Source organism: Pseudomonas fluorescens (assembly GCF_001623525.1).
GTDB classification, from domain to species: Bacteria; Pseudomonadota; Gammaproteobacteria; order Pseudomonadales; family Pseudomonadaceae; genus Aquipseudomonas; species Aquipseudomonas fluorescens_Q.
Genome location: NZ_CP015225.1, coordinates 138,618 through 162,640, shown reverse-complemented (window position 1 = coordinate 162,640; position 24,023 = coordinate 138,618). Strand labels below are relative to the sequence as shown.

Here is a 24,023-nt window from a genome sequence, read left to right as displayed (position 1 = left end):
GGCCCATGTCAATCAAACAAGTCTTCAAGCGCACCGGCGGCTGGCTGTACCTGAACACGTCCCTGGGCCGCCACCCCCTGCGTGGCGCCGGCGTGATCCTGATGCTCCATCGTGTACTGAACAACGACCGCGCCGCCGAACTGCCCCACCGCAACGAACTGTGCGTGGGGCCCGAAGCGTTTGAACATTTGCTGATCTGGCTGCTACGGCATTTCGAGTGCGTGCCGCTGATGACCTTGTTGCTGGCCGATCCCGAAACCGTTCCGAACCGTCCGCGAGTGGCCCTGACCTTCGACGACGGTTGGCGCGACAACGCCATGAACGCCTTTCCGTTGCTGCGCCAATACCAGGTGCCGGCGAGTATTTTCCTCTCCACCGATTTCATCGGCAGTCGCCAGCACTTCTGGTGGGAAAGCATCGGCGAAACCCTCTGGGGCAGCCATGGCCAGGTGGCACGGCGCTCATTGATCGAGCACTTGCAGCACGTCGGTCGACCGTTGCCGGTGCTGCTCGATGACATCGACGACGAGCGCCGCAGCCTGGCACTGCTGCATTACCTGCAAAGCCTCAAGAGTCTCGATACCCACACGCTGAGCGACCTCACCGACGCCTGCCCCCAGGGTTCCCAGCCCCAGGCCCTGGACTGGCCCCAGGTGCGCATGCTCGAAGATTCCGGGCTGATCCGCTTCGGTCCCCATGGCGCCAGCCACGCGATCCTGACCGGGCTGGATGACCAGCGCCTGCACGAAGAACTGACGCGCAGCTGGATCGCCCTGGAAAACGGCTGTGCCCATCCGTTGCCGGTGTATTGCTACCCCAACGGCGATCACGATGCCCGGGTGCGCCAACAGGTGGCGGCCCATGGGTTTGCCTTCGCCCTCGGCACCGAGGCGGGGCTGTATCGCAACGATGGTGACCCGCTGAACCTGCCGCGCTTCGGCGTCAGTCAAAGCAATGCCCATCACCCTGAATTGCTGGCCTGGCGCATTCGCCGCGGGACACGCCCATGAGCCGCGCTCATTACCTCAAGCACTTGGCACTGAGCATGGGCACGCGCCTGGCGATGATCGGCCTGCGCCTGCTGCGCAATGTGCTGCTGGCGCGGATTCTCGGGCCTAGCGAACGCGGGCTGTTTGCCTTGCTCAGCACCCTGCCGGACCTGATCAGCGCCGCCACCAGCGGTGGGCTGAATTGCGCCGTGGGTTATCAGGCGGCGCAACAGCGCTCGATGGGGTTGTTGCTCAGCCAGGTACTGGTCTTCGGCTGCCTGTTGGCCGGCTTGCTGACCTTGCTGGTGGTGGCGTTGGTGCGCGAGTTCGGCGGCGAGCTGGACATCACCACGCAATTGGGATTGCTCGCCTGGCTGCTGTTGCTGGCCGTGCCGTTGACTGTGCTCAAGAGCGGTCTGCTGACGCTGCACAACGCCTCCGGCGGCGTGGGTGCCTTCAATGCCTTGCGCCTGATGGAATCCCTGGCGCCACTGGTGCTGTTCCTGGTGTTGTTCTGGATGTGGAAAGATGCGGCCCTGGAAGCGGCGCTGATCAGTTGGCTGGCGGGCCTGAGTCTGGTGGTGCTGGCCGGCTGGATGTGGTTGCGTCGCGATCATGTGGTGACCCTGCGCTGGGATCGCCCCCATCAGAACGAACTGCTGCGCTACGGCGCCCGCAGCCACCCGGACCTGCTGTTCCAGCAAGTGCTGCTGCGCTCGGACTTCCTGTTCATCGGTGCCCTGCTGGGCAGCACGGCCCTGGGTCACTACGCCATGGCCAGCGCCGCCGCCGAATTGTTGCTGATCGTGCCGGAAGCCGTCACCACGCCGCTGATGAAACGCCTGTTGCAGCAGGACCGCGACATGCAGCGCCTGACGCCCCTGGCCTTGCGCCTGACCGCCACGGTGATGCTCGGCGCCTGCCTGAGCATGGCGCTGATCGGCCAATGGCTGATCGTTACCCTGTTCGGCACCGCCTACCAGCCGGCTTATCCCGCCTTGCTGGCGCTGCTGCCGGGGCTGTTCGGGCTGTGCTACGCGAGCATCCTGCGCCTGGACCTGCTGGGCAAGGACCGCCCCGGCACGGTTTCGCTGCTGATGGGCGTGGGCGCGCTGCTGAACCTGGCGCTGAACCTGATCCTGATTCCCCGCTACGGCATCGTCGGGGCCGCCGCCGCGTCTTCAATCGCCTACCTGGGCGTGACCGTGGCGCTGCTGGCCATGTACTGCCGCCTCAGCGGCGTGGCGCTGTGGCAGACACTGATTATCCTGCCCAGCGACTTGCTGCCGATGCGCCAGATGCTGTTGGGGAAATCGACATGAGTGTGGTTGCCTGCCAAACCGCCATTGCGAATAAGCTCGCGATCGGGCCAGTGCAGCATTGGTGGAAAGTGGCTGCAGGCCTGTGCCTTTGGAGCCTGGCCTTTTTGGCCCAGGGCGCGGTGATGCAATGGACCGGCATCCGCGACGGCAGCCTGTACCTGCAGACCGACCGCCCGGATTACGTGACTGTGCGCTGGGTGCCAGCCTGGCAGGCCAACGCCAATAGTGAGCACCTGTACCTGCTCAACGGCCAGGGGCGACTGGTGGGTGCGCGCTTGATCAAGGCCGCCCAGGAACGTGGCGAGCAGCAGTGGCCCTTGCTGCCGGGGGCCGCCAGCTATCGACTGGAAATTCCCGGCTACAGTTTCCGTCGCTACACCGTCGAGCACGACGCCCATACCCAAGCGATGTTCGCTCCGGCCAAGGTGCATTTCAGCGCTGAAACCCATGACGGCGATGAGTTGTACTTCAAGGTCGCCCCCGGTGAGCAAGCCATGCTCGCGGGCAAGTTCCACGGCGGTGTGCGCAGCCTGCAAGCCCGTCGCGTCGCCGATGGCAAACAGCTGCAATTGAACCTCAAGCCATACCCGGCCTATTGGCAGTTCGACCAGGTCGCCCTACCCGTTGCCAACGTCGAGCAAACCTGGCGCTTGCAGTTGCAGGGCAACGGCAAGGCGGCGTTCTGGCTGGACGGCACGGCGAACCTGTTCGCCCAGACCGCCGAGCATCTGCACCCGCTGCGCCAGGACCCGGGGCAGGCGCACCTGAAACTCTATGGCGATGTCCTGGGAACAACTCCGAAACTGGGTATGTCCCTGCCCTACGCCATGCCCCCGCCCTCCGCTTATCCGGTAATCGATGCCCTCAAGCCCCAGGCCGCCACTTATTACAGTTTTGTCGACGTTACCGCCGCCAAGCCGGACCATGAAGATGGGTTCCGGCGCCTGTACCAGGACCGCTTCGGCATCACCCGGGACATCACCCTGCTGGCCGGTAGCGCACGCAAGGCCGACCTGCAGGCCGACCGCGTCAGCAACAGCGGCTTGCAGGCCTGGCTCAAGTCGACCCGCGCCATGGGCGGCAAAGGTATCCACTACCTCAGTTTCGCCGATGAGCCGAACCTCAACTACCCGGATTTCGCCAGCTTCCAGCAGGTGTTCAATAGCATGGCCAGCCAGGTTCGCGCCGACCCCGCCAACACCCGCGCCGGGGTGCGCATTGCCATACCGCCCAGCTCTCGGTTCACCAATGGTCCCCTGGCGGAAAACGCCGCTGACCGGCGCGGGATCGACTGGGCGCGACGCTTGCTGGCCGAATCCAGTGACCAGATCGACGCCTTGGCCTGGCATGAATGGATGATCCGCGACCTGCTGGCGACCCGGGTCTATCGCAACAGCGTGCGCCGCGCCGCGGATCTGGTGGGCCTGGACAGCAAGGGCCGGCCGAACAAGGCCTTGCTGCTGGACCAGACCAACATGTCCAGCGGATCGAGCCTGAGCCCCTACGACCAGGAAACCCACTACGCCGCCCTGTGGTGGACGTCCGTGGTGATCAACGCCTCGGCGGACGGTTGGCTGGACATGCTCAACTGGTTCCAGTCCGCCGACGAACCGGAGTACCCAAAAGGCATGGTGCGAGTGCTGGACAACCAGCGTTTGGAACTCAAGCCGGTGGGCCTGGCCCAGCAATTCATCCAAGCGCATTGGCTCGAACAGGTGTTGCGCCTGGATAACGACGCCTTCGAAGTCGACGTACTGGCCATGGCCACCGACGCAAGACGCAGCCTGCTGGGCGTAAACAAAAGCACGCGCCTGCAACAGGTCAGCCTGGACGGCGTGCCCTGCCCCCAGGCGAAAGCCGAGTTGGCGTATTTCGGCCCCGACAACCATAGCCGCAGCGCCCCGTTCAATTGCGAGGCCGGGCAAATCCACTTTCTCCTGCCAGGAGAAACCCTGTTTGCCCTGAGCTGGACCGCTTCCGTTTCCCCCCACCCCGCCACCCGTCAGGAGGCACCATGAACGTTCTGCAGAAATTGCGTGATCGCATCCAGAAAAAAGGCCTGCGCGCCGTCCTCAAACAGCTGTTCAGACGCTACGTGTTTCTCCACTCGCAACTGGTATGGCTGGAGCACGATGTGCGGACCCCACTGCCCCCGCATAATCTCAAGGCCTACCCGCCGATGCGCCTGGAGTTCATCACAGTCAACAATGCCGACGCTTTTGCCCGGTATTTCGGCGACCGCGTCAAAACCATGCACGAGCTGGCCGCCGAAGGCTACACAGGCTTGATGTACCTGGACGGTCAAGGCGACACCGTGGGGTTCGCCTGGGGCAGCACGCGAGACTATTTCGACCGTCATTTCTATCGCTGCAACTTCCCGATCAACCCCGGCGAATACTTTCAGTTCGGCGGCGAGATGACCCGCGCCTACTGGGGCTCCGGGATGTCGGCGGACATGCAGCTGGAGATGTGGAAAGTCATGGCGGACAAAGGCTGCGACACCATGGTCGATGTCTGCGACATAGAGAACATCCCAGCGATCAAGATGCATATACGCATGGGCTTCCAGGAACGCGGCAAGATCACCCATGTGTATCGCCTGTTCGGTCGCTGGCGTTTTTTCCGCGACACGCTTTACAACGGCTCGGCACTGGACGCCTTCCGTAAACCGGCCCAGCCGGTTGCATCGACTGCAGCGGCCTGACGCCCATGGCGATCCGGTTCCAATGGTGTCGCTCCCTGGGCGCCGAGGACTTTCCCATAACGGCCTATGACCAGCTGCGAACCCAGGTGCCCGACGCTACGCCCTTCAACACCCTGGCCTGGTTGCAAGCGGCGGAGTTCGCCCTGCTGCCGGACCAGCAGTTACAGGTGTTGCTGGGCTGGGAGGACCAGGCGCTGTGCCTGTGCCTGCCCCTGGTATCGGGGCGTGAGCGTATCGGCGGGCTGCGGTTCCGGGTGTTGCATCACTTGGGTTATCCATTGGCCGACCGCATCGCCTTGATGGTGCGCCTGGACGCCGAAGGCATGGGACAGGCGTTGATGCAGATCCGTCAGCACTTGCCCCACGCGCTGCTGCAATTGAACGAGGTGGTCGAGCCGGTCGGTGAGCAAAGCGTCCTCAGTGCCTGGATGGCACTGAGTTCCACCGGAGAACGACGCCTGAGTTGCCGGGTGCCGGTACATTTGATCAGCGACAGCGACCATCAGGAAATCTCCGGCGACCCACGCTACAAATTGCGCCGCGCACGCAAGCGAATCTCCGCCTGTGGCGCCGAGATCCGCCGGGTGAAACCGGATGCCATCAGCATGGGGCAGTTGTTGCGCAACCTGGCCGAGGTCGAGGCGGCCAGTTGGAAAGGCGAGGAAGGCGTCGGCATCTTCGCCGACCCCAGGCGCCGGCAATGGATGAACCACGCCTTCACCGCCCTCGCCGCCCAAGGCCTGGTGCGGGTGGTGATGCTGGAGCTGAACGGCGAATGCATCAGCTATCGCCTCGGTTTACTGGATCAGGGACGGCTGTATGACTACAACCTGGCGTTCCTGCCGCAGCATGCCGACCTGGGCAGCGGCCGGGTATTGCTCGAAGAGTGGATTCGCTGGGGGCTGGACGAGAACTGGCACTGGATCGATGCCTCGCGCGTCAGCCTGGAGAACTCCAGCCATCAGCTACACGAACGCATGACTGGCCAACTGGAACACTGGCGCTGGAGTTTTTACTCCTGGCAGCCCGGTGGCTTGCTGCTGGGGTTTGCCTTGCGGCTATGGAAAAGCCTGAAGCCATGGTTCGGCAAAAGCCGGAGCAAACCGACCGCGACGACGGCATCGTCCCCTCCAAAGAACCAGGAGAAGACGGATGCCGCGCCAAGTGATCGTCAACGCTGACGACTTCGGCCTCAGCCTCAGCGAAAACGCGCTGATCCTGCGGGCCTTCGAGACCGGAGTGATCAGTTCTACCACGGCCATGGCCAACATGCCGGGTTTCGATCAGGCGTGTGAAATGGCCCGGCAACCGTTGCTCAACGGCCACGTTGGCCTGCATTTCAACCTCAGCTACGGCCCGCCGCTGGGCCAGGCGATCACCTCACGAGCGGTTTTTTGCGACGCCAGTGGCCAGTTCGACCTGAATCTGTCGCGTTATTGCCTGCGCCTGGGCTCAAAGGATCTGGCGGCAGTGGAAGATGAACTGCAAGCGCAATGGCAACACTGCCTGGACCACGGCCTGCGACCCAGCCATCTCGATTCCCATCAACATGTGCACAACATCTGGCCCATCGGCGAACTGGTGGCCCGCTTCGCCGCCAGGCAAGGCGTGCCCATACGCCTGGCGCGCAACCTGGGGGCAAACTTGAACCTGCCCAAACGCATCTTCAAGACCCTGCTCAACCGGCGCATGCGCAGCCTGTGCGGCGCGACAGCGGACTACGTCTGCACCCCAGCCGACCTGGACCACGCCGCGCCACCGGCATATGGCTCGCTTGAGGTCATCGTGCATCCGATGCAATTGGACGGGGATTTTGGCGATGCCAGCTTGAGGCCAGGCGAGTCTTTGACCCAAGTACTGCACAAGCGCCTGGCGGGCGTGCCCAAGGTCGCATACGGCCGGAACGCACGGGTGTTGACGGTGGTTGAGTACGGGGATGTGCACTGACAGGAGCGCGGTGTTTACCTGTGGCGAGGGCGTTTGCTACCTCGCCACGGTCGTCCGAAATCCCGGCGCCGCTTGCGGAAAATCTGCTACAAGGCATCTTCTGTTTCGAGTTGCGAATTGCGTCGATGCCTTTACCTTTATTCTCTCGCCTTCGGCGGCGCTGGCTGGCCTTCCTTGTCATGAGCGCAATGGTGGTCGGGCTGCCGGTGGGCTGTGCAGTGCTGCAACATAAGGAACGCGAGCTGGTCTTTCGCATCGAGCCGGGGACCGCGAGCTGGTTCAGTGGGCTTCCCAGCGGCGTGCAGGAATTCGATCTCAAGCCCAAGAGTTTCAAGGCCGGGGAAAATATCCACGGCTGGTGGTGGCCGGCCGAACGCAAGAACGCACCGACGATCCTGTACTTGCACGGTGTGCGTTGGAATTTGACCGGCCAGTTGTTTCGTATCCAGCAACTGAGGGCGCTGGGTTATTCGGTGCTGGCTATCGATTATCGTGGCTTTGGCAAAAGCCATGGGGATCTGCCGTCGGAAGCCAGCGTCTATGAGGATGCACGCATCGCTTGGGAACGCCTCAAGGTACTGCAACCGGACCCGGCCCTGCGGCTGATCTACGGTCACTCTCTGGGCGGTGCCGTCGCGGTGGACCTCGCTGCGCAGTTGGGCCAGGAGGCCGCGAAGAATGGCGCTGCCCAGGTCCGCGGCCTGATCATCGAATCCACGTTCACCTCCCTGGGCGATGTCGCCACCGCAATGGCAAATACGTCCCTGCCGGTGCGCTGGTTGTTGTCACAGAAATTCGACTCCATCGACAAAATCGGCGAGATCAACATGCCGCTGCTGGTGGTCCATGGTTCTGCCGATCGTTACGTCCCGCCGCGCTTCAGCGAGCAACTGTTCAACGCCGCCCGGGAGCCCAAGCGCCTGCTGCTGGTGCCGGGGGCGACGCATAACAACAGCATGAGCCTGGCGGGCAAAAACTACGGGCAGGCATTGAATGCCCTGATGAAAAGCCCACCATCGCCCGTGGCCGGAAACGCCTTGGCCAGCCCGGCCAAAGCGGGTTGATCACTCGCCCTTCAGATCACCACAATCCCCAGTGGGAGCCGAGCTTGCTCGCGATAGCGGTGCAAGCGCACGCAAAAAAACGGCACCTTTCGGTGCCGTTCGTTTTCACGCTTGGGGCCTTACTTGCGTGCTGCCTCCCACGATTTCAACAGCTCGGTGTAGCTCACTGTTTCACCTTTAGGCTTCTCGTTCGCCAGTTTCGGCTTCGGTGCGCCCGGTTGGTCGAACCAGTATTGCGCGTCGCGCTCGGGGTTCATTTTCGGGGCGCAGGTGGCTTGGGCCTTGGAGCGTTCCAGGCGCGTCATGATCGCATCCTGGTCCTTGGCCAAGCCATCGAGGGCCTGCTGCGGGGTCTTCTCGCCACTGGCGGCTTCGGCGATGTGGCTCCACCACAGCTGAGCCAGGCGCGGGTAGTCCGGCACGTTGGTCCCGGTCGGGGTCCATTGCACGCGGGCCGGGCTGCGGTAGAACTCCACCAGGCCACCGAGTTTCGGCGCTAGGTCGGTCAACGCCTGGGAGTTGATGTCCGACTCACGAATCGGCGTCAAGCCAACGATGGTTTTCTTCAGCGACACGGTCTTGGACGTCACGAACTGCGCATAGAGCCAGGCCGCGAGCTTTTGCTTCTCCGGCGTGGATTTCATGAATGTCCAGGAACCCACGTCCTGATACCCCAGCTTCATGCCCTCTTCCCAATACGGGCCGCGTGGCGAAGGTGCCATGCGCCATTTCGGCGTGCCATCGGCGTTCACCACCGGCAGGCCCGGCTTGGTCATGTCGGCGGTGAAAGCGGTGTACCAGAAAATCTGCTGGGCGATGTTGCCTTGGGACGGCACCGGGCCGGACTCGGAGAAGGTCATGCCCGCAGCTTCCGGCGGTGCGTATTTCTTCATCCAGTCCACGTACTTGGTGGTCGCGAACACAGCCGCGGGACCGTTGGTGTCGCCGCCACGGGTCACGCTGGAACCGACCGGATGGCAATCCTCGACGCGAATGCCCCACTCGTCCACTGGCAAACCGTTGGGCAGGCCCTTGTCGCCGCCGCCGGCCATGGAGAACCAGGCATCGGTGAAGCGCCAACCCAGGGACGGGTCTTTCTTGCCGTAGTCCATGTGACCATAGACGCGCTTGCCGTCGATTTCCTTGACGTCTTCGGAGAAGAACTTGGCAATGTCCTCATAGGCCGACCAGTTCACCGGCACGCCCAGCTCGTAGCCGTATTTCTCCTTGAACTTGGCCTTCAGGTCCGCACGTTCGAACCAGTCAGCGCGGAACCAGTACAGGTTGGCGAATTGCTGGTCGGGCAGTTGATAGACCTTGCCGTCCGGCGCGGTGGTAAAGGAGATACCGATGAAGTCCTTGAGGTCCAGGGTCGGCGAGGTGAAGTCCTTGCCTTCATTGGCCATCAGGTCGGTGATCGATTCGGTCTTGCCATAGCGGAAGTGCGTACCGATCAAGTCCGAGTCGTTGACCCAGCCATCATAGATATTCTTGTCCGACTGCATCTGGGTCTGCAGCTTCTCCACCACGTCGCCTTCCTGGAGCAGGTCGTGGGTCAGCTGGATCCCGGTGATTTCGCTGAAGGCCTTGGCCAACACCTTGGATTCATATTCGTGGGTGGCGATGGTTTCCGACACCACGTTGATTTTCATCCCACGAAACGGCTGGGCGGCCTTGATGAACCACTTGAGTTCTTCGAGCTGCTGCTCGGCTGTCAAGGTAGACGGCTTGAATTCACTGCCGATCCACTTTTTAGCGGCGTCTTCATAGGCGTCGGCCCAGGCCGCAGCGCTCAGCCCGCTGAGTGCCAGCATGGCTGCCAATGAAACGCTATGTCGCAGCTTATTGTTTTTATCGAACATAGAGACCTCCTGTTTGGGTTTAAGAGCCTGATCGTCGAATTGTCGCGATTAGCCCCACCGCATCACTGCCAACAGCCACACCACAGACAACGCGAACGCTATCCAGATGCTCCAGTCGGTAACGCCAATCACCAGCAGATGCAGATAGGCGCTACCGAGAAGACCGATAAACAACCGATCGCCACGGGTGGTGGCAATCGGCAGGAAACCACGCCGAGGGATACTCGGCGAACGCAATTCCCACGTGGTCATGCCTGCCAGCAGCAAGGCGATGACCCCAAAGAACGCCGCCGTGGGGGCGGTCCAGTTCATCCATTCCATCATCGACTCCTCAGACCCGGCCCAGGGCAAAGCCCTTGGCCACGTGGTTGCGAACGAACCAGATCACCAGCATGCCCGGCAGGATGGTCAACACCCCCGCCGCCGCCAGCACGCCCCAGTCGATACCGGACGCCGACACCGTACGGGTCATGACCGCTGCGATCGGCTTGGCATTCACCGAAGTGAGCGTGCGCGCCAGTAACAGCTCTACCCAGGAAAACATGAAGCAGAAGAACGCCGTGACGCCGATGCCGGAGCCGATCAACGGAATGAAGATCTTGGCGAAGAACTTGGGGAAACTGTAGCCGTCAATGTAGGCGGTCTCGTCAATTTCTTTCGGCACCCCGGACATGAAGCCTTCGAGGATCCACACCGCCAATGGCACGTTGAACAGGCAGTGGGCCAGGGCCACGGCGATGTGGGTGTCGAACAACCCGATGGACGAATACAGCTGGAAGAACGGCAACAGGAACACCGCCGGTGGCGCCATGCGGTTGGTGAGCAGCCAGAAGAACAGGTGCTTGTCCCCCAGGAACCGATAGCGGGAAAACGCATAGGCGGCCGGCAACGCGACGCCCAGGGAGATCACCGTGTTCAGGCTCACGTAGTACAGCGAGTTCAAGTAACCGGTGTACCAGCTCGGGTCGGTGAAGATCACCTTGTAGTTGTGGAAGGTGAAATCCTGCGGCCACAGGGTCAGGCTGCCGAGGATCTCGGTGTTGCTCTTGAACGACATATTCAGCAGCCAGTAGATGGGCACCAGCAGGAACAGGATGTAGATCAGCAGGGGTATCAGCTTTCTCTTGCTCATCGTGCGGGCCTCAACGGTTGGCGTCGGAGTGCGTCATGGCGGTGTAGAACAGCCAGGACACCAACAGAATGATCAGGAAGTACACCAGGGAAAACGCCGCCGCCGGGCCCAGGTCGAATTGGCCGATAGCCATCTGCGTCAGGGTCTGGCTGAGGAACGTGGTGGCGTTGCCCGGCCCGCCGCCAGTGAGTACGAACGGCTCGGTGTAGATCATGAAACTGTCCATGAAACGCAGCATCACCGCGATCAGCAGCACGCTCTTCATCTTCGGCAACTGGATGTGCCGGAACACGGCCCAGTTCGACGCCCGGTCGATCCGCGCGGCCTGGTAGTACACGTCGGGAATCGCCCGCAGCCCCGAATAGCACAGCAGCGCCACCAGCGAAGTCCAGTGCCAGACATCCATCACCAGCACGGTGACCCAGGCGTCCATGGTGTTGGCCGCATAGTTGTAGTTGATGCCCAGGCCGTTGAGGGTCGAGCCCAGCAAACCGATGTCAGCGCGGCCGAAAATCTGCCAGATGGTGCCCACCACGTTCCACGGGATCAGCAGTGGGATCGCGAGGATGATCAACACCAGGGACGACCATTTGCCCTTGGTCGGCATGGTCAGGGCGATGGCGATGCCCAGGGGGATTTCAATCAGCAGCACGCACGCTGAGTAGATGAACTGGCGTAGCAGCGAATCGTGCAGCCGTGGATCGAGCAGCACCTGCTTGTACCAGTCGGCGCCGACGAAGTAGCGGCTGGACTGGTCGAAGATGTCCTGCACCGAATAATTGACCACCGTCATCATCGGGATCACGGCACTGAAGGCCACCAGCAGGAACACCGGCAATACCAGCCACCAGGCCTTGTTGTTCTGCACCTTGTTCATGGCTGCACCTCGCTCAGCGGTTCCAGCAAATACTCATCGGCATAGACCATCAGCCATTGGCCCGGAAAACTGATGTACGCGGTGCCTTCGGGCACGGGCTTGTCTTCGGCCAGCCGTACTTTCAGCGGTACGCCATCGAGGTTGAGGGTCAGGATCTTGTAGGTGCCCAGGTCTTCGACATGGACCACGTCAGCCTGCATCGCGTCGTCGTAAGGGCCATCCCAGACATGCACGAACTCGGGACGGATACCGACCTTCAGGCTTTTGCCTTCGGCTTCGGCGACCCGTCGTTGCAAGGTTTCCGACAGCGGCAAGTGCGTCGAGGCGAAGCCGACGCCACCGGGCTGTGCCGTGACCTCGATCAGGTTCATCCCCGGGCTGCCGATGAAGTAGCCGACAAAGGTGTGGCTCGGGCGCTCGAACAAATCCCGGGGCGTGCCGAACTGCACGATCTGGCCGCCGTACATCACCGCGATCTTGTCGGCGAACGTCGAGGCTTCCAACTGGTCGTGGGTGACGTAGACCATGGTGATGTTGAACTGCTCGTGGATCTGCTTGAGCTTGCGCCGCAGTTTCCATTTCAGGTGCGGGTCGATCACCGTCAGCGGCTCGTCGAACAGGATCGCCGACACATCGTCGCGCACCAGCCCGCGGCCCATGGAGACTTTCTGTTTTTCGTCGGCGGTCAGGTTGCGGGCCTTTTTGTCCAGCAGGTTCTGCAGGTCCAGGACCTCGGCGATTTCCTGGACCTTGGTGTGGATCCTGGCCTCGGCCATGCCCTGGTTACGCAGCGGGAACGCTAGGTTGTCGAACACGGTCATGGTGTCGTACACCACCGGGAACTGGAACACCTGGGCGATGTTGCGCCGCTCCGGGGTCAGGTCGTTGACGACTTTGCTGTCGAACATCACCTGCCCCTCGGAGGGGCTGAGCAGTCCGGAAATGATGTTGAGCAAGGTGGACTTGCCGCAGCCCGAAGGTCCGAGCAGCGCATAGGCGCCGCCCTGCTCCCAGATGTGGTTCATCTCGCGGATCGCGTAGTCCTCGGGGCCCGCCGGGGTGCTGGTGTAGCTGTGGGCGAGGTTCTGCAAACGAATTTCAGCCATCAGGCAACCCTCGCGATACGCTGCCCTGGGGCTTGGACCAGCTTGCCCTGGGCGTCGAAGACAAACAGTTTATGGGTCGGAATGTAGATGCGGATCGGCGCATCCACGTCGTACTCATGCACTCCTGGCAAGTGCAGCACCAGCAGGAAATGTTCATTGCGCACGTGCAGGAAGGTCTCCGAGCCACTGATCTCGGCCACCTCGACGGTCACCGCCAGTTCGAGGTCGTCGTCGTTGCTCGGCACCAGGGAAATATGGCTGGGGCGCACGCCGAAACGGAACTCACCCTCGCCCACCGGGCGCAGGTCGACATTCAGCGGAAAGTGCACGAAATTGGCGAAGCTGACTTCGTTGCCGGCGATACGACCCGGCATGAGGTTGATCGGCGGTTCGGAAAACAACTCGGCGGCCAGCACGGTTTGCGGCTGGTGATACACAGAGGACGATTTGCCGCTCTGGATCACCCGGCCCTCATGCAGGATCGTGGTGGTGCCCCCCAGGGCCAACGCCTCGTTGGGCTCGGTGGTGGCGTAGACGGCGATGGTGTGGCGGGCCTGGAACAATTCGCGCATTTCCTGACGCAGCTCTTCACGCAGCTTGTAGTCCAGGTTCACTAGCGGCTCGTCGAACAGGATCAGTTCGGCGTCCTTGACCAAGGCCCGGGCCATGGCCGTGCGCTGCTGCTGGCCGCCGGACAATTCCAGCGGATGGCGCTGCAGGAATTTCTCGATGCGCAGCATCCTGGCGGTTTCCAGCACCTTGCTCTGGATCACCTCGTTGGACACACCGGCCTGGCGCAACGGCGAGGCGATGTTTTCGAAAACAGTCATGGTCGGGTAGTTGATGAACTGCTGGTAAACCATCGACACATTGCGCAGCCGCACCGGGCGGTGGGTGACGTCGACGCCGTTCATCAGGATGCGGCCGCTGTCGGGCTTGTCCAGACCGGCCATCAGGCGCATGAGACTGGTCTTGCCGGACAGCGTACGGCCCAACAAGACGTTGAAGGATCCGGGTTCGAAACTCAGATTGGCATCGTCGATCCAGGTCTGGCCTTCGACGGTGCGACAGATGTGCTCAAGCTTTAATGACATGGCTCGGCCTTTTTATTATTGGAGTCAAGCGACCCGAGTTAGAAAGCGAAAGCCGTGCCAGAAATCACAAGCCATTGTTCTAAAAGAAATTTCTACTTATCCGTAGGAAAAAGACGTTCGTTGATGAACACAAGTGAACAATCAGGAATGAACAACTGAACAACGAGCGGGTTGACAATGAACAATTTTGAACAACACTGAAAGAACGTTTTCGGCTAGCCTGGCCATGCCCTTGTGGGAGCTTGCTCGCTCCCACAAGGGCATGTGTATGAAGTGGTATTCAGGCCTGCCCCAGCACAAGGCGTCTGTGCGAGACTTGCCACAACAATAAAAACAGCTCCTGCGAGAGTGCCCCATGGCCGCACCTGCTCCAGCCTTGTCCCACGAGGCCATCATCCAGGCCTCCTGGTCCCGTTGCCGCGCCTTCGGCCTGAACCATCAAAGCGTGCCGGCCTTCGACCAGTTGCCCGCCCAAGGCATCGCCCAGTTGCTGGAGAGCCAGCATTCGCTGGTGCAGACCACCCACCAGGAAGTCTTGCCGTACTACGAAAACATCCTGAGCAACTCCAACTGCCTGATCATGCTGGCCGACAACCAGGGCCAAGTGCTGACCTCCTGGGGCACCCAGCGTTTCATCGAGCCGAAACTGGCCCATGGCTTCAGCGCCGGGGCGAGCTGGATGGAGCGCTGCACCGGCACCAACGCCATCGGCACCGCGCTGGCCTGCGAACAGGCGGTGCACATCGAACACGATGAACACTTCCTCAAGGCCAACCGCTTCATGACCGGCTCCGCCGCGCCGATCTTCGATGCCGAGCGCAAGGTCATCGCCGTGCTCGACGTCTCCAGCGACAGCTACCTGCCGCCCTCCCACACCCTGGGCATGGTCAAGATGATGAGCCAGACCGTGGAGAACCGGCTGATCCTCAACCTGTTTCGCGGTGAACACTTCCAACTGACCTTCAACACCGGCCTGAACAACCTCGACAGCCAATGGGCCGGACTGCTGATCTTCGATGAGAGCGGCCAGGTCCTGTCCGCCAACCGTCGGGCCGACAACCTGCTGGGCCTGAGCCTGTCACGGGTCAGTATCGAAAGCCTGTTCAAGGTCTCGCTGCTGGAACTGCTGAACCAGCCCGACGGCCTGCCGTTCGCCCTGCAAGCATCCGGTAGCAACCGTTTCCAGTGCTTGCTCCGACGCCCGAGCCAGGTGTCGATCAAGGCTCGCGTGTTCACCGAAACAGCACCTGCGCCGGCCCCCGCCAGCAACGCTATCAGCCTCAACACCTTGCACTTCGGTGACAGCCGCGTGGAGAAAGCCGTGCGCCAGGCCGAGCGCTTGCTGGAGAAGGACATTCCGCTGCTGATCCACGGCGAGACCGGTGTCGGCAAGGAAGTCTTCGTCAAAGCGCTGCACCAGGCCAGTTCACGCTGCAAGCAGCCGTTCATTGCCGTCAACTGCGCAGCGATCCCCGCCGAGTTGGTGGAGTCGGAACTGTTCGGCTACGAAAAAGGCGCCTTCACCGGTGCCAACCAGAAAGGCAGCATCGGCCTGATCCGCAAGGCCGACCGGGGTACGTTGTTCCTCGACGAGATCGGCGACATGCCCCTGCCAACCCAGGCCCGGCTGCTGCGGGTCTTGCAGGAACGTTGCGTACAGCCGGTGGGCAGCGCCGAGCTGTTCCCAGTGGACATCCGCATCATCTCCGCCACCAACCGCTCGCTGCGTGAACAGGTGCAACTGGGGCGGTTTCGCGAAGACTTGTACTACCGCATCGGCGGCCTGACGCTGGAGCTGCCACCGCTGCGCGAACGCAGCGACAAACAGGCCCTGTTCAAACGCCTCTGGGAACACCACCGCGAACCGACCCAATGGGCCGGCCTGAGCCGCGAGGTACTGGACCTGTTCGAACGCCATCCATGGCCGGGCAACCTGCGACAGGTCAGCAGCGTGCTGCAAGTGGCCCTGGCGATGGCCGAGGAACAGCCGATCCGCCCGGAACACCTGCCCGACGACTTCTTTGTCGACCTTGAAATGGAACCGGTGGAAACGCCTGAGCCGCTGACGGTGGACCTGAACGATGCCGAGGACCTGAACCGTCAGTTGCAGGCAGTGGGCGGGAACATTTCACACCTGGCGCGACGGCTGGGCGTCAGCCGCAATACCTTGTACAAACGGCTGCGGCAACTTGAAAGCTGATACGAAACCTGTGGGAGTGGGTGGGCTTGCTCTTGTTGATTGAGTACATATCCATTGCTGCGGTAACGGCCACTTAGGGTTCCGCCCTGACGGCGGGTCACTTTCGAAAAGCGTGTACGGACCGGACACATGGTTAACGGGGCGCCGAGATCAACGTCCACCGCGAGGCGGCCTGACAGCCGGCCTGGCTCTCCCAGTCATACTCCAATCCAGTTGTGGGAGCGAGCTTGCTCGCGAAGGCGTCGGCACAGCCAACATCATCGCTAACTGACCCACCGCTTTCGCGAGCAAGCCCACTCCCACAGGTGTGTTGCTTAACTGATTGGCATTACTCCGACTTAGTCGAACGCGCCATTGAGCACTTCATAGATGATGCCAGTGGCGATCGCCACCAGGATCAGGTCCGTGCCGACCTGTTGCCACTCATAACCGTCATAGTGCGGCAACCGCCCCAGCAGTCGCCCATCGAGCTTTTTGGCGATACCGGGTGGCAACGGCTTGCCTCGTGCAAGATTTTTCTGGATGCCTGGCGGCAACGCCGGGCCGGGGCTCCAGTAATCGCGATAGCCGCCAATCACACCCAGGATGCCGCTGCGGTCGAGGCTCGGGCCGTTATGCCAATCGCCGCCGCCACCACCTTGGTTGCCTTTGCCGCCCTGGTTGCCCTTGTTGCCGGGATTGCCTTGACCGCCCTTGTTACCCTGCCCGCCTTTACCTCCCTGTCCATGACCGGGGCCTTGATCGAATTGAGCATTCCCCTTGCCGTTGCCCGGGTCCGCGACAACAATGCCAGGGCCAGCCGCCAGGGCGAAACACGTCACTGCAGCAATCAACGAGCGCGATTTGAACATGGCAGTTCTCTCAAAAAAGGGATGTCCCCTGTAAAGATATAGAGACTAACGGTGATATTAGTTCCATATCACACTGCGCGCCGCTTGCCTGGACCGGATATACCTGAACACCGCAATCAAGGAGTTTCATGCGCAAGGATTACCTGGCTTTTTTCGTCTCGATGTTCCTCTCCCGGTTGGCCGACCAGATTCTGCTGTTCATCGTCCCGCTGATTGTTTTCCAGACCACCAACAGCGTCTCCTGGGCAGGCCTGGCGTTCTTCGTCGAGTCCCTGCCACGCTACCTGTCGTTCCCGATCTGCGGCGCGCTGTGCGACAAGTTCTCGCCGATTCGCATCCTGCACATCAGCCAGGTCTATCGCGCCGTCGCCTGCGGGGTGGCGGTCGTGCTCCATGGCGTCTTCGGCGGGATCTATTGGATCGTCGCGCTCTCGGCCCTGTGCGGCGTGCTGACCACCCAGGGCATCATGGCCCGCGAAGTGGTGATGCCGTACATCTTCAAGCACTACACCTACACCAAGACCCTGTCCTACTCGCAAATAGCCGACCAGACCGGCTTGGTGCTGGGCCCGCTGATCGCTGCGCTGCTGCTAGAGGTGTGGGCGTGGCACTGGGTGGTGCTAGCGATTGCCGGGCTGTTCCTGCTGGCAGACCTGGCGATGCTGTATTGGCAGCGCATCAGTTCGGTCACCCTGGAAACCTTCGAGCAGCATCATGACCTCTGGCTGAACCCGCTGCGCATTGCCTTCGGCCACATCCGCAACCTGGCAGAACTGAAAAAAATCATCAGCCTGGCAGTGGGCGTCAACCTGATCATCGGCGTCACCCTCGCCACCTCGGCGGCCATGGTCATCGGCCATTACGGCGCCGGCAAGGATGACTACGCAGGCCTACAGGCAGCCGGTGCCGTGACCACCATCCTCATTCTGTTCCTCCTCGCCCGGCTGACCCTGCCCTTGAAACTGCTGGGCGCCCTCTCCTACACGCTGATTGCCGTCGGCGCCTTCATCACTGCGCTCAGCCCGAACACAGGGGGCTACGTCGTCGGTTTCTTGCTGATTGTCGGTTTCGACAAAATGTTCAACGTCTACTTCCGCACCCTCCGCCAGCAAGTCATTCCGCCCCAGGACTTCGGCAAGACCGTCGGCGTCATCACGCTGCTCAACAACCTGTCGCAACCACTCGCAGGCCTACTGGTCGCGGTGCTGGCCGCGCCTATTGGAACGCAGCAGGTGATTCTGCTGCTGGCGGTTGCCACCAGCCTGATCGGAGCCGGGGTGGTTGTGGTGCACAGGTATTCGACACACCGGTCAAGCATCTACAGCGCCGAGACCGACTGACCCTGCCGGGGAGCGGTTTGTATTATCAGTGACTTATTGTTGAGGCATGGTTGCAACGTTGCCGCCGTCAATGCACGTCTGCCCCGCCATTCGTCACCTGTCCAGTGGCGGAGCCAACAGGCGGCCACGTCTGGCTCAGGGCTTGCACTGACTTGTCTCAGCAGCCAAGAACGACGTAATTCTGACGCGGCGGCAAATTAATCAATGCTTGGTCAGCAAACGGAGATGTACCGTGTCAACTCTCAACGAAATCGCAGCGAATCACGCGAGAATGGCAAAGTTAAAGGAAGAAGAGTCGATGCGGCTGAGTGCGCTTCAGGGGCAGGTGGTGGGGAGTTTTGAAATTCCGCCCATCGAGGCGCCACAGGAGATGTCGCTGCACTTTATGACGGGTGTACAGGATCACTCGTTTGGGGAAGCGGCGGCGCTGAGTTTTTGACCTGGGTGTTGATGGGGTTTCGTCGCTCGCTTGTTCGCGGGCGACTCGACCATTCAGAACTGCCTGGCTAAAGCCGCTGCAAGTATGCCGGCCGCAATTGCCGGCAACGGTTTTTTCAGTATCAGCATGACGATCGCCGTAGTCAGCAAAGCCAGGCGTGCGCCGTTATCACCTTTAACCGCCAGCGGAGCCAACACCGCCACCAACACCGAACCGGACATGGCCGTGATGAATTGTTGCACCCGATAGTTGATCGGCACGAACGACATCACGAAAACACCGCCCCACCGAGTCGCCAATGTCACCGCGGCCATGATCAATATGACAATCAGGGTGCCGTAACCCGCCGTTTCAATGCTCATTGTGTTTTCTCCATCCACAGCGCACCCAGAATGCCCCCCGCCAAAGCGCCGACCACGACATGACTGTTCGCCGGCAAGTACCAGTAAGCCAACAGCGATGAGCAGGCCGCCACGGTCCAGATAATGAACATGCGCAGGTTTTTCTTCCCGCCCACGACCATCGCCAACAAGAAACAGCCCATCACCATATCGAGTCCGAAACTGACCGGGTTCTCAATGGCGCTGCCGAAATGAAGTCCCAGCCAACTGCCCAGGATCCACGCGACCCAGAGCGCAATGCCGCCGCCGAATAAAAGCCCGAGCCCCGGCTTGCCACGACTGAGCGCCTGCATCGCCATGGCCCAGTTGGCGTCAGAAACAACCAGCATGACACCGTAGCGTTTGGCAACGGGCAGCTCCCGCAGCCACGGGTAAAGCGTCGCGCCCATCAACAAGTGCCGGGCGTTGATAGCGAAGACGGTGATCATCAGCGGAACGACCGGCACTTGCTGCCCCCACAGATCCAGTGCGGCAAATTGAGAAGCGCCGGCAAAAACCAGCGTGCTCATGAGTACGGCTGACGTATCACTCAAGCCCGTTTGCGCAGCCGCCAGGCCGAAAGCAACGCCGAACACGACGACGAAAAGAGAGATTGGGATCAGCTGTTTGAAACCGTCATAGATGTGATTCAACGTCAGCGCGTGCAACTGGGGTTCAACATTCGACAAAACAGGGCCTCATCTGGATATCTACAGTGCAAAAACCGAGAGTATGGGGCTGAATCTGCTTGCCGAACACTTTTTGGCGGGGCTATGGGCAACTCAACCCACCGAGATCAGGTCATAGGACAGCTTGCTGATCAGAATCACCAGCAGCACCAGGAACAACGCGCGGACAAAGGGCACACCCTTGCGCACCGCCAGCCAGGTGCCGGTCAGCGCGCCGAGGATATTGAACAGCGCCATCGGCAGCGCTACCAAGTAGAGCACGTTGCCGCTCGGGATAAAGAACAGCAGCGCCGCGACATTGGTGGCGATATTCACCAGCTTGGCCGACGCCGAGGCGTGCAGGAAGTCGAAGGCGAAGCAGCGAATGAACAGGAAGATCAGGAAGCTGCCGGTGCCCGGTCCGAACAACCCGTCGTAGAAACCGATGGCGCCACCGACCAGTACCGCCAGCAGCTTCTCCTTGGTGCCGATGCGCATGGGCTTGTGCAGGCTGCCGAAGTCCTTTTTCCAGAAGGTGTAGATCGCCATCAGCATGATTAGCACCAATACCGCCGGGCGCATCACGGCCTGCGGCACGAGCGATACCGTCGCCGCGCCAGCGAAGGCCATGACAAAGGCCGCGCCGGCGGCAGGAACCACCAGGCTCCAGTCGATCACCACCTTGCGCACGAACGAGCGCGCGGCAAAGGCCGTGCCGCAGGCCGCCGCGACCTTGTTGGTGCCGAGCAGGGCAGCGGGCTGGGCGCCGGGCAGCACATTGAACAGTGCCGGGATCTGGATCAGGCCGCCGCCGCCGACGGCCGCATCGATCAGGCCGGCGGCGAAGGCGAAGACACATAGCAGGACGATATCGAACATTGGATCAGGCTCTGGCGATAAAGGGGTGGGTGGTCGAGAGCGGGAGCAGGCGCTTGCGGTCGTTGACGCCGAAGACCCGCAGCATCCAGCGGTCCAGGCCGTCGTAGCGCGGCGCGAAGCCATCGCGTGCGTGCAGGGTCTGCTGGTTCTTGAAGATCAGCATGTCGCCGGGCTGCAGCAGTACCGAGCGGACTACGTCGGGGTGATTGGCAGCGGCGGCGAACAGTTGCAGGGCCAGTCGCGAGTGCTCGCAGTGAGCGCTGATGCTGGCCATGTTGTAGCGACAGTGCAGGCCGCCGCTGCTGGGCCGGTAGAGCAGCGGGACTTGTTCCAGGACCGTGTCCTGGCGGGCGAACGAGTCCGGCCGGCGGACTGAAAAGCTCGGGCGCAGCAGTTCCTGCTCGACGAAGTCCGGCAGCATGTTGAGCACGTCGGCAATCGCGACGATCCGCGTCGGCACCGTCAGCTCGCAGCGCAAGCCGGTCAGGCTCAGGTACTCGGGGCAGGCAGACAACTGCTGCACGGCCTCGCAACTGAGCGGCAGGTGTGGATTGTCGACATGCATGCCCAGGTCCAGGCGCGAGCCATAAGAACTCCTCTCGGTTTCCCGCTGCTGCTTGGGCGAGACATGGCGAAATATGCTGTCCTCGCTCTCGCCCTGGTAGCCCACCGGGCAGGTGCCGAGCACGGCGAGTACCGCGAGGATCGCCCCGGCGACCACCGGCAGTTCAGCAATATCCGGGTTGCCACCGTAGGGCGTCGCCGGCAACTGCGCGTCGACCGGCAGGCCACGGATCACCAGCGCCACCTCGTCGCAGTGCTGGAAATCACGCAGCAAGCGGGATTTTTCCGGAGCCAGCAGTTGTTCCAGGCAGCGTCCGAGGGCGGGCATCTGCCGCAGGCCGCTGGCGCTGTCGCCGATCGCGAAATGCCTGAGTTCGTTGTGGAGTTTTCTTTTTTCTTCGTAGGAAAGCTGTAATTCGACCAAAGGCTTTTCTGTCGAGAGGGGGGCTTTTGGCACCAGCCATTCGTGGGTCGCTTCGCCCGCAAGGGCGGTTGCTTTTCTGAGCGTTTCATCCAGCGTTGACATATCCATCGCTCCTGTCTACCTACGTCCTTGTGCTGAGAACGGGAAGGCTAACGGAAGGGGCTTTTTTGTGTTGCAATGTCATATTGTGAAAAGTGCAATGAGGTAGCCGGTGGCACTGGATATGTTGGCTGATCTTGAAGCCTTTGCGACGGTGGCCCGCAAGCGCAGCTTTGTCGTCGCAGCCCGCAGCCTGGGGCGCTCCCCCAGCTCGCTGACCCGCGTCATTCAAGGGCTGGAAGAACGCAGCGGGGTCAAGCTGTTCAATCGCTCGGCCAATGCCGTGACGCTGACCGAGGCCGGCGAGCGGCTACTGCCCCACGCCCACAGAATGCTCGATCTGCAACGTGAGGCGGACGAGGACCTGGCCGGGCTCAGCGGCCTGGCCACCGGCTGGATCCGCTTTTCCGCACCGCAATCCTTGGCCCACACGGTGGTCCCCCAGTTGATCACCCAGTACAGCCAGCGTTATCCCGATGTCAGCGTGGATGTGATCTTTACCGATGCGGCGGTCGATCCGGTCGAGGGCAAGCTGGACTTTTCGATTCGCGGCGCCTTCCCACAATCCAGCGACCTGATCGGCTACCCGCTGTGGAGCTATTCGCGCTACCTCTATGCCAGCCCTGGCTACTTGGAGCGATGCGGGCTGCCGACATCCATCGAGGCGCTGGAACAGCACGCATTGATCCTGCACACGGCGCCGCGGATTCTCAAGGAATGGAATTTTCGTGGGCCGGGCCAGGCCGGCAGCTTTCGCGTGCACCCCAAGTTTCGCTTCAGTTCCGGCGCGGCGGTGTTCCAGGCTGCGCTGGCCGGTGCCGGGATTGCCCGCCTGGCCGACTGGCTGGCGGAGCCGGAAGTGGCTGCGGGACGCCTGGTGCGGGTGTTCCCTGAGTACAAACTAACCTCCAGCACGGGTGAAGACCCGCGCATGCATGCGGTCTATCCAGCCGGCAACCTGCCGCTGCGGGTCAAGAACCTGCTGGACATGATCCGTGTCTACGGTGACCGCGTCAGCCGCTCCTGAAGGTCAACCGTCTAGTTGTGCTGCTCTGTTCTCGACCTGCTGCTCCCGATCCGGATTCAGCACACCGGGGGCCCCATTGAAAAAATAGGGTGAAGCACGTCACAGACCAGGCGACCGTTCCAGCGGCCAGTGCGGAATGTTCCACACCAAGGCCCATAAAACGGCAAAATAAACACCTCAGGCGACTCACTCGCGCCCTTTGTCAAAGATCAAAGCAATCAATGCGCTAGAAACAGAGCACAGGATTTCTTGGAAGAAAGAAAAATCACTAATGGAAAGCAGGAGCCTTGCAAAATGAGCACAACTGAACAAGTACAAAGCACGGGTAAATACAGCGCCAAGTGGCAGGAACGCTTTGACTTCTTTGAAACCTATGGCGCACCAAACGACCCGCGCTATAAGGAAGCCGTCAAGACGCTGCCAGGCGTCAAGAAGAAAATCCTCATCAACGCCAACGTGATTGCGTTTTTCTTTGGCCCTATCTACCTGTTCGTCCTCGGCCTCTGGAAGAAAAACCTCGCCCTGCTGGGTATTTTCCTGGCGATCAATATCGCATTGAGCGTGATTTTCGCGATCCTCGGCATGGAGTTTCCGCGGCCGTTGAGTACAGGCCTGAGCATCGCCATGTCGATGATGTACGCACTCATGGCCAACTACGCCTACTACCTCAAGGAAATGAAAGGCGAGCAAGGCTGGAACCCGTTCAAAGGCATGCGTCTCTGATTGCAGGCTTGGGTCATCGAGAGCCCGCGCCTCATCATGAGTGTGCGGGCTTGTTGTTTCTGGGGATTAAAAATTCTTGGGAAGCAGCATCAGCCGATGCTTAACTGCCCCGATGAGCTGAATGTTGTTTTTTTACACCATTTTTAGTCTTTCGCTCAAAATAGGCGTGAGCAAACCACAGCGCCAGGGCAAAGCCTGCAAAGCCAAAAATAAATAGCAACACCTCTATTGCAGCACCTTCATGAGAAAACATTGTGTTCACCTCATCCTTAAGTCGGTTGACCGAAAATCGCCACGCTTGAATTTTCTCGTAACAATCCAAACATTTTCAG

The 24,023-nt window shown here is 61.1% G+C and carries 24 protein-coding genes and 1 pseudogene; 13 read left to right on the top strand and 12 right to left on the bottom strand.

The features are described 5' to 3' along the window. The first annotated feature begins 5 nt into the window (after window positions 1-5). The 7 genes from TK06_RS00625 to TK06_RS00595 all read left to right on the top strand — a co-directional run bounded on the left by TK06_RS00625 (window position 6) and on the right by TK06_RS00595 (window position 8,026). Window positions 6-1,010, top strand: coding sequence for a polysaccharide deacetylase family protein (locus TK06_RS00625; protein ID WP_063320354.1), 1,005 nt, complete (start codon window positions 6-8; stop codon window positions 1,008-1,010). Beyond that, window positions 1,007-2,311 (top strand): lipopolysaccharide biosynthesis protein, encoded by a 1,305-nt coding sequence (locus TK06_RS00620; RefSeq protein ID WP_063320353.1) that lies wholly within the window; start codon window positions 1,007-1,009, stop codon window positions 2,309-2,311. The genes TK06_RS00625 and TK06_RS00620 overlap by 4 nt, the downstream gene beginning before the upstream one ends. 122 nt (window positions 2,312-2,433) lie before the next feature. Continuing rightward, on the top strand, window positions 2,434-4,329 hold the full coding sequence (locus TK06_RS00615) for a hypothetical protein (RefSeq protein ID WP_063325035.1): 1,896 nt from the start codon (window positions 2,434-2,436) through the stop codon (window positions 4,327-4,329). After that, complete coding sequence (locus TK06_RS00610; RefSeq protein ID WP_063320352.1) at window positions 4,326-5,015, top strand: GNAT family N-acetyltransferase; 690 nt, start codon at window positions 4,326-4,328, stop codon at window positions 5,013-5,015. Before TK06_RS00615 ends, TK06_RS00610 begins: the two co-directional genes overlap by 4 nt. A gap of 5 nt (window positions 5,016-5,020) precedes the next feature. Further along, window positions 5,021-6,196 (top strand): GNAT family N-acetyltransferase, encoded by a 1,176-nt coding sequence (locus tag TK06_RS00605; protein ID WP_063320351.1) that lies wholly within the window; start codon window positions 5,021-5,023, stop codon window positions 6,194-6,196. Continuing rightward, window positions 6,168-6,962 (top strand): ChbG/HpnK family deacetylase, encoded by a 795-nt coding sequence (locus tag TK06_RS00600; protein ID WP_063320350.1) that lies wholly within the window; start codon window positions 6,168-6,170, stop codon window positions 6,960-6,962. Before TK06_RS00605 ends, TK06_RS00600 begins: the two co-directional genes overlap by 29 nt. Before the next feature lie 125 nt (window positions 6,963-7,087). Further along, a complete protein-coding gene (locus TK06_RS00595; protein WP_063320349.1) occupies window positions 7,088-8,026 on the top strand; it encodes an alpha/beta hydrolase in 939 nt (312 codons plus the stop codon). 119 nt (window positions 8,027-8,145) lie between these two features. Here the strand turns inward: TK06_RS00595 and TK06_RS00590 are convergent, their stop codons facing one another. The 6 genes from TK06_RS00590 to TK06_RS00565 are packed head-to-tail and all read right to left on the bottom strand — an operon-like array spanning window position 8,146 to window position 14,097. After that, window positions 8,146-9,888 carry an ABC transporter substrate-binding protein gene (locus TK06_RS00590; protein ID WP_063320348.1) on the bottom strand — a complete coding sequence of 581 codons (1,743 nt, stop codon included), beginning with the start codon at window positions 9,886-9,888 and terminating at the stop codon, window positions 8,146-8,148. Window positions 9,889-9,936: 48 nt separating this feature from the next. After that, window positions 9,937-10,209, bottom strand: coding sequence for a DUF2160 domain-containing protein (locus tag TK06_RS00585; RefSeq protein ID WP_063320347.1), 273 nt, complete (start codon window positions 10,207-10,209; stop codon window positions 9,937-9,939). Between the two features lie 10 nt (window positions 10,210-10,219). Next, window positions 10,220-11,020, bottom strand: coding sequence for a carbohydrate ABC transporter permease (locus TK06_RS00580; protein ID WP_063320346.1), 801 nt, complete (start codon window positions 11,018-11,020; stop codon window positions 10,220-10,222). A 10-nt stretch (window positions 11,021-11,030) separates the two neighbouring features. Further along, on the bottom strand, window positions 11,031-11,897 hold the full coding sequence (locus TK06_RS00575; RefSeq protein WP_030142069.1) for a carbohydrate ABC transporter permease: 867 nt from the start codon (window positions 11,895-11,897) through the stop codon (window positions 11,031-11,033). Beyond that, window positions 11,894-13,003, bottom strand: a complete 1,110-nt coding sequence (locus tag TK06_RS00570; RefSeq protein ID WP_063320345.1) for an ABC transporter ATP-binding protein — start codon at window positions 13,001-13,003, stop codon at window positions 11,894-11,896. Before TK06_RS00570 ends, TK06_RS00575 begins: the two co-directional genes overlap by 4 nt. Then, window positions 13,003-14,097, bottom strand: coding sequence for an ABC transporter ATP-binding protein (locus TK06_RS00565; protein WP_063320344.1), 1,095 nt, complete (start codon window positions 14,095-14,097; stop codon window positions 13,003-13,005). The genes TK06_RS00570 and TK06_RS00565 overlap by 1 nt, the downstream gene beginning before the upstream one ends. 355 nt (window positions 14,098-14,452) lie before the next feature. On the opposite strand from TK06_RS00565, the gene TK06_RS00560 reads away from it, so the two are divergent. Continuing rightward, entirely contained in the window at window positions 14,453-16,297 is a 1,845-nt protein-coding gene (locus tag TK06_RS00560; RefSeq protein ID WP_018608201.1) for a sigma-54-dependent Fis family transcriptional regulator, read from the top strand. Between the two features lie 215 nt (window positions 16,298-16,512). Beyond that, a pseudogene (locus tag TK06_RS32840) lies at window positions 16,513-16,605 on the top strand (metal ABC transporter ATP-binding protein); the annotation flags it as partial. 30 nt (window positions 16,606-16,635) lie between these two features. Here the strand turns inward: TK06_RS32840 and TK06_RS00555 are convergent. Continuing rightward, window positions 16,636-17,148 carry an anti-virulence regulator CigR family protein gene (locus TK06_RS00555; RefSeq protein ID WP_063320343.1) on the bottom strand — a complete coding sequence of 171 codons (513 nt, stop codon included), beginning with the start codon at window positions 17,146-17,148 and terminating at the stop codon, window positions 16,636-16,638. A gap of 128 nt (window positions 17,149-17,276) precedes the next feature. Between TK06_RS00555 and TK06_RS00550 the strand changes: the two genes are divergently transcribed. Together TK06_RS00550 and TK06_RS00545 are read left to right on the top strand one after the other, a co-directional pair. Beyond that, window positions 17,277-18,488, top strand: a complete 1,212-nt coding sequence (locus tag TK06_RS00550; protein WP_063320342.1) for an MFS transporter — start codon at window positions 17,277-17,279, stop codon at window positions 18,486-18,488. Window positions 18,489-18,720: 232 nt separating this feature from the next. Then, entirely contained in the window at window positions 18,721-18,927 is a 207-nt protein-coding gene (locus TK06_RS00545; protein ID WP_027912993.1) for a hypothetical protein, read from the top strand. 53 nt (window positions 18,928-18,980) lie between these two features. Here TK06_RS00545 and TK06_RS00540 read toward each other — a convergent pair whose 3' ends face one another. The 4 genes from TK06_RS00540 to TK06_RS00525 form a co-directional block, all read right to left on the bottom strand. Further along, complete coding sequence (locus TK06_RS00540) at window positions 18,981-19,289, bottom strand: AzlD family protein (RefSeq protein WP_063320341.1); 309 nt, start codon at window positions 19,287-19,289, stop codon at window positions 18,981-18,983. Continuing rightward, on the bottom strand, window positions 19,286-19,996 hold the full coding sequence (locus tag TK06_RS00535) for an AzlC family ABC transporter permease (RefSeq protein ID WP_063320340.1): 711 nt from the start codon (window positions 19,994-19,996) through the stop codon (window positions 19,286-19,288). The genes TK06_RS00540 and TK06_RS00535 overlap by 4 nt, the downstream gene beginning before the upstream one ends. Window positions 19,997-20,089: 93 nt before the next feature. Next, entirely contained in the window at window positions 20,090-20,854 is a 765-nt protein-coding gene (locus TK06_RS00530) for a sulfite exporter TauE/SafE family protein (protein WP_063320339.1), read from the bottom strand. Between the two features lie 4 nt (window positions 20,855-20,858). Next, on the bottom strand, window positions 20,859-21,944 hold the full coding sequence (locus TK06_RS00525; RefSeq protein ID WP_063320338.1) for a TauD/TfdA family dioxygenase: 1,086 nt from the start codon (window positions 21,942-21,944) through the stop codon (window positions 20,859-20,861). Between the two features lie 109 nt (window positions 21,945-22,053). Between TK06_RS00525 and TK06_RS00520 the strand changes: the two genes are divergently transcribed. Both TK06_RS00520 and TK06_RS00515 read left to right on the top strand, forming a co-directional pair. Further along, on the top strand, window positions 22,054-22,968 hold the full coding sequence (locus tag TK06_RS00520; protein ID WP_063320337.1) for a LysR family transcriptional regulator: 915 nt from the start codon (window positions 22,054-22,056) through the stop codon (window positions 22,966-22,968). A gap of 294 nt (window positions 22,969-23,262) precedes the next feature. Next, window positions 23,263-23,691: a DUF2628 domain-containing protein gene (locus TK06_RS00515; protein ID WP_063320336.1), complete on the top strand. Its 429-nt coding sequence runs from the start codon at window positions 23,263-23,265 to the stop codon at window positions 23,689-23,691. Window positions 23,692-23,791: 100 nt separating this feature from the next. On the opposite strand, the gene TK06_RS32630 is transcribed toward TK06_RS00515, so the two are convergent. Then, window positions 23,792-23,944, bottom strand: coding sequence for a hypothetical protein (locus TK06_RS32630; RefSeq protein ID WP_203417396.1), 153 nt, complete (start codon window positions 23,942-23,944; stop codon window positions 23,792-23,794). Window positions 23,945-24,023 lie beyond the last annotated feature (79 nt).

What these genes read in the sequence shown, in the direction of transcription:
- TK06_RS00565 (WP_063320344.1), bottom strand. Translation starts at nt 14,097, where the DNA reads ATGTCATTAAAGCTTGAGCACATCTGTCGCACCGTCGAAGGCCAGACC.
- TK06_RS00595 (WP_063320349.1), top strand. Translation starts at nt 7,088, where the DNA reads ATGCCTTTACCTTTATTCTCTCGCCTTCGGCGGCGCTGGCTGGCCTTC.
- TK06_RS00585 (WP_063320347.1), bottom strand. Translation starts at nt 10,209, where the DNA reads ATGGAATGGATGAACTGGACCGCCCCCACGGCGGCGTTCTTTGGGGTC.
- TK06_RS32630 (WP_203417396.1), bottom strand. Translation starts at nt 23,944, where the DNA reads ATGTTTTCTCATGAAGGTGCTGCAATAGAGGTGTTGCTATTTATTTTT.
- TK06_RS00590 (WP_063320348.1), bottom strand. Translation starts at nt 9,888, where the DNA reads ATGTTCGATAAAAACAATAAGCTGCGACATAGCGTTTCATTGGCAGCC.
- TK06_RS00615 (WP_063325035.1), top strand. Translation starts at nt 2,434, where the DNA reads ATGCAATGGACCGGCATCCGCGACGGCAGCCTGTACCTGCAGACCGAC.
- TK06_RS00570 (WP_063320345.1), bottom strand. Translation starts at nt 13,003, where the DNA reads ATGGCTGAAATTCGTTTGCAGAACCTCGCCCACAGCTACACCAGCACC.
- TK06_RS00610 (WP_063320352.1), top strand. Translation starts at nt 4,326, where the DNA reads ATGAACGTTCTGCAGAAATTGCGTGATCGCATCCAGAAAAAAGGCCTG.
- TK06_RS00580 (WP_063320346.1), bottom strand. Translation starts at nt 11,020, where the DNA reads ATGAGCAAGAGAAAGCTGATACCCCTGCTGATCTACATCCTGTTCCTG.
- TK06_RS00530 (WP_063320339.1), bottom strand. Translation starts at nt 20,854, where the DNA reads ATGTTCGATATCGTCCTGCTATGTGTCTTCGCCTTCGCCGCCGGCCTG.
- TK06_RS00560 (WP_018608201.1), top strand. Translation starts at nt 14,453, where the DNA reads ATGGCCGCACCTGCTCCAGCCTTGTCCCACGAGGCCATCATCCAGGCC.
- TK06_RS00620 (WP_063320353.1), top strand. Translation starts at nt 1,007, where the DNA reads ATGAGCCGCGCTCATTACCTCAAGCACTTGGCACTGAGCATGGGCACG.
- TK06_RS00540 (WP_063320341.1), bottom strand. Translation starts at nt 19,289, where the DNA reads ATGAGCATTGAAACGGCGGGTTACGGCACCCTGATTGTCATATTGATC.
- TK06_RS00600 (WP_063320350.1), top strand. Translation starts at nt 6,168, where the DNA reads ATGCCGCGCCAAGTGATCGTCAACGCTGACGACTTCGGCCTCAGCCTC.
- TK06_RS00575 (WP_030142069.1), bottom strand. Translation starts at nt 11,897, where the DNA reads ATGAACAAGGTGCAGAACAACAAGGCCTGGTGGCTGGTATTGCCGGTG.
- TK06_RS00550 (WP_063320342.1), top strand. Translation starts at nt 17,277, where the DNA reads ATGCGCAAGGATTACCTGGCTTTTTTCGTCTCGATGTTCCTCTCCCGG.
- TK06_RS00605 (WP_063320351.1), top strand. Translation starts at nt 5,021, where the DNA reads ATGGCGATCCGGTTCCAATGGTGTCGCTCCCTGGGCGCCGAGGACTTT.
- TK06_RS00515 (WP_063320336.1), top strand. Translation starts at nt 23,263, where the DNA reads ATGAGCACAACTGAACAAGTACAAAGCACGGGTAAATACAGCGCCAAG.
- TK06_RS00525 (WP_063320338.1), bottom strand. Translation starts at nt 21,944, where the DNA reads ATGTCAACGCTGGATGAAACGCTCAGAAAAGCAACCGCCCTTGCGGGC.
- TK06_RS00625 (WP_063320354.1), top strand. Translation starts at nt 6, where the DNA reads ATGTCAATCAAACAAGTCTTCAAGCGCACCGGCGGCTGGCTGTACCTG.
- TK06_RS00555 (WP_063320343.1), bottom strand. Translation starts at nt 17,148, where the DNA reads ATGTTCAAATCGCGCTCGTTGATTGCTGCAGTGACGTGTTTCGCCCTG.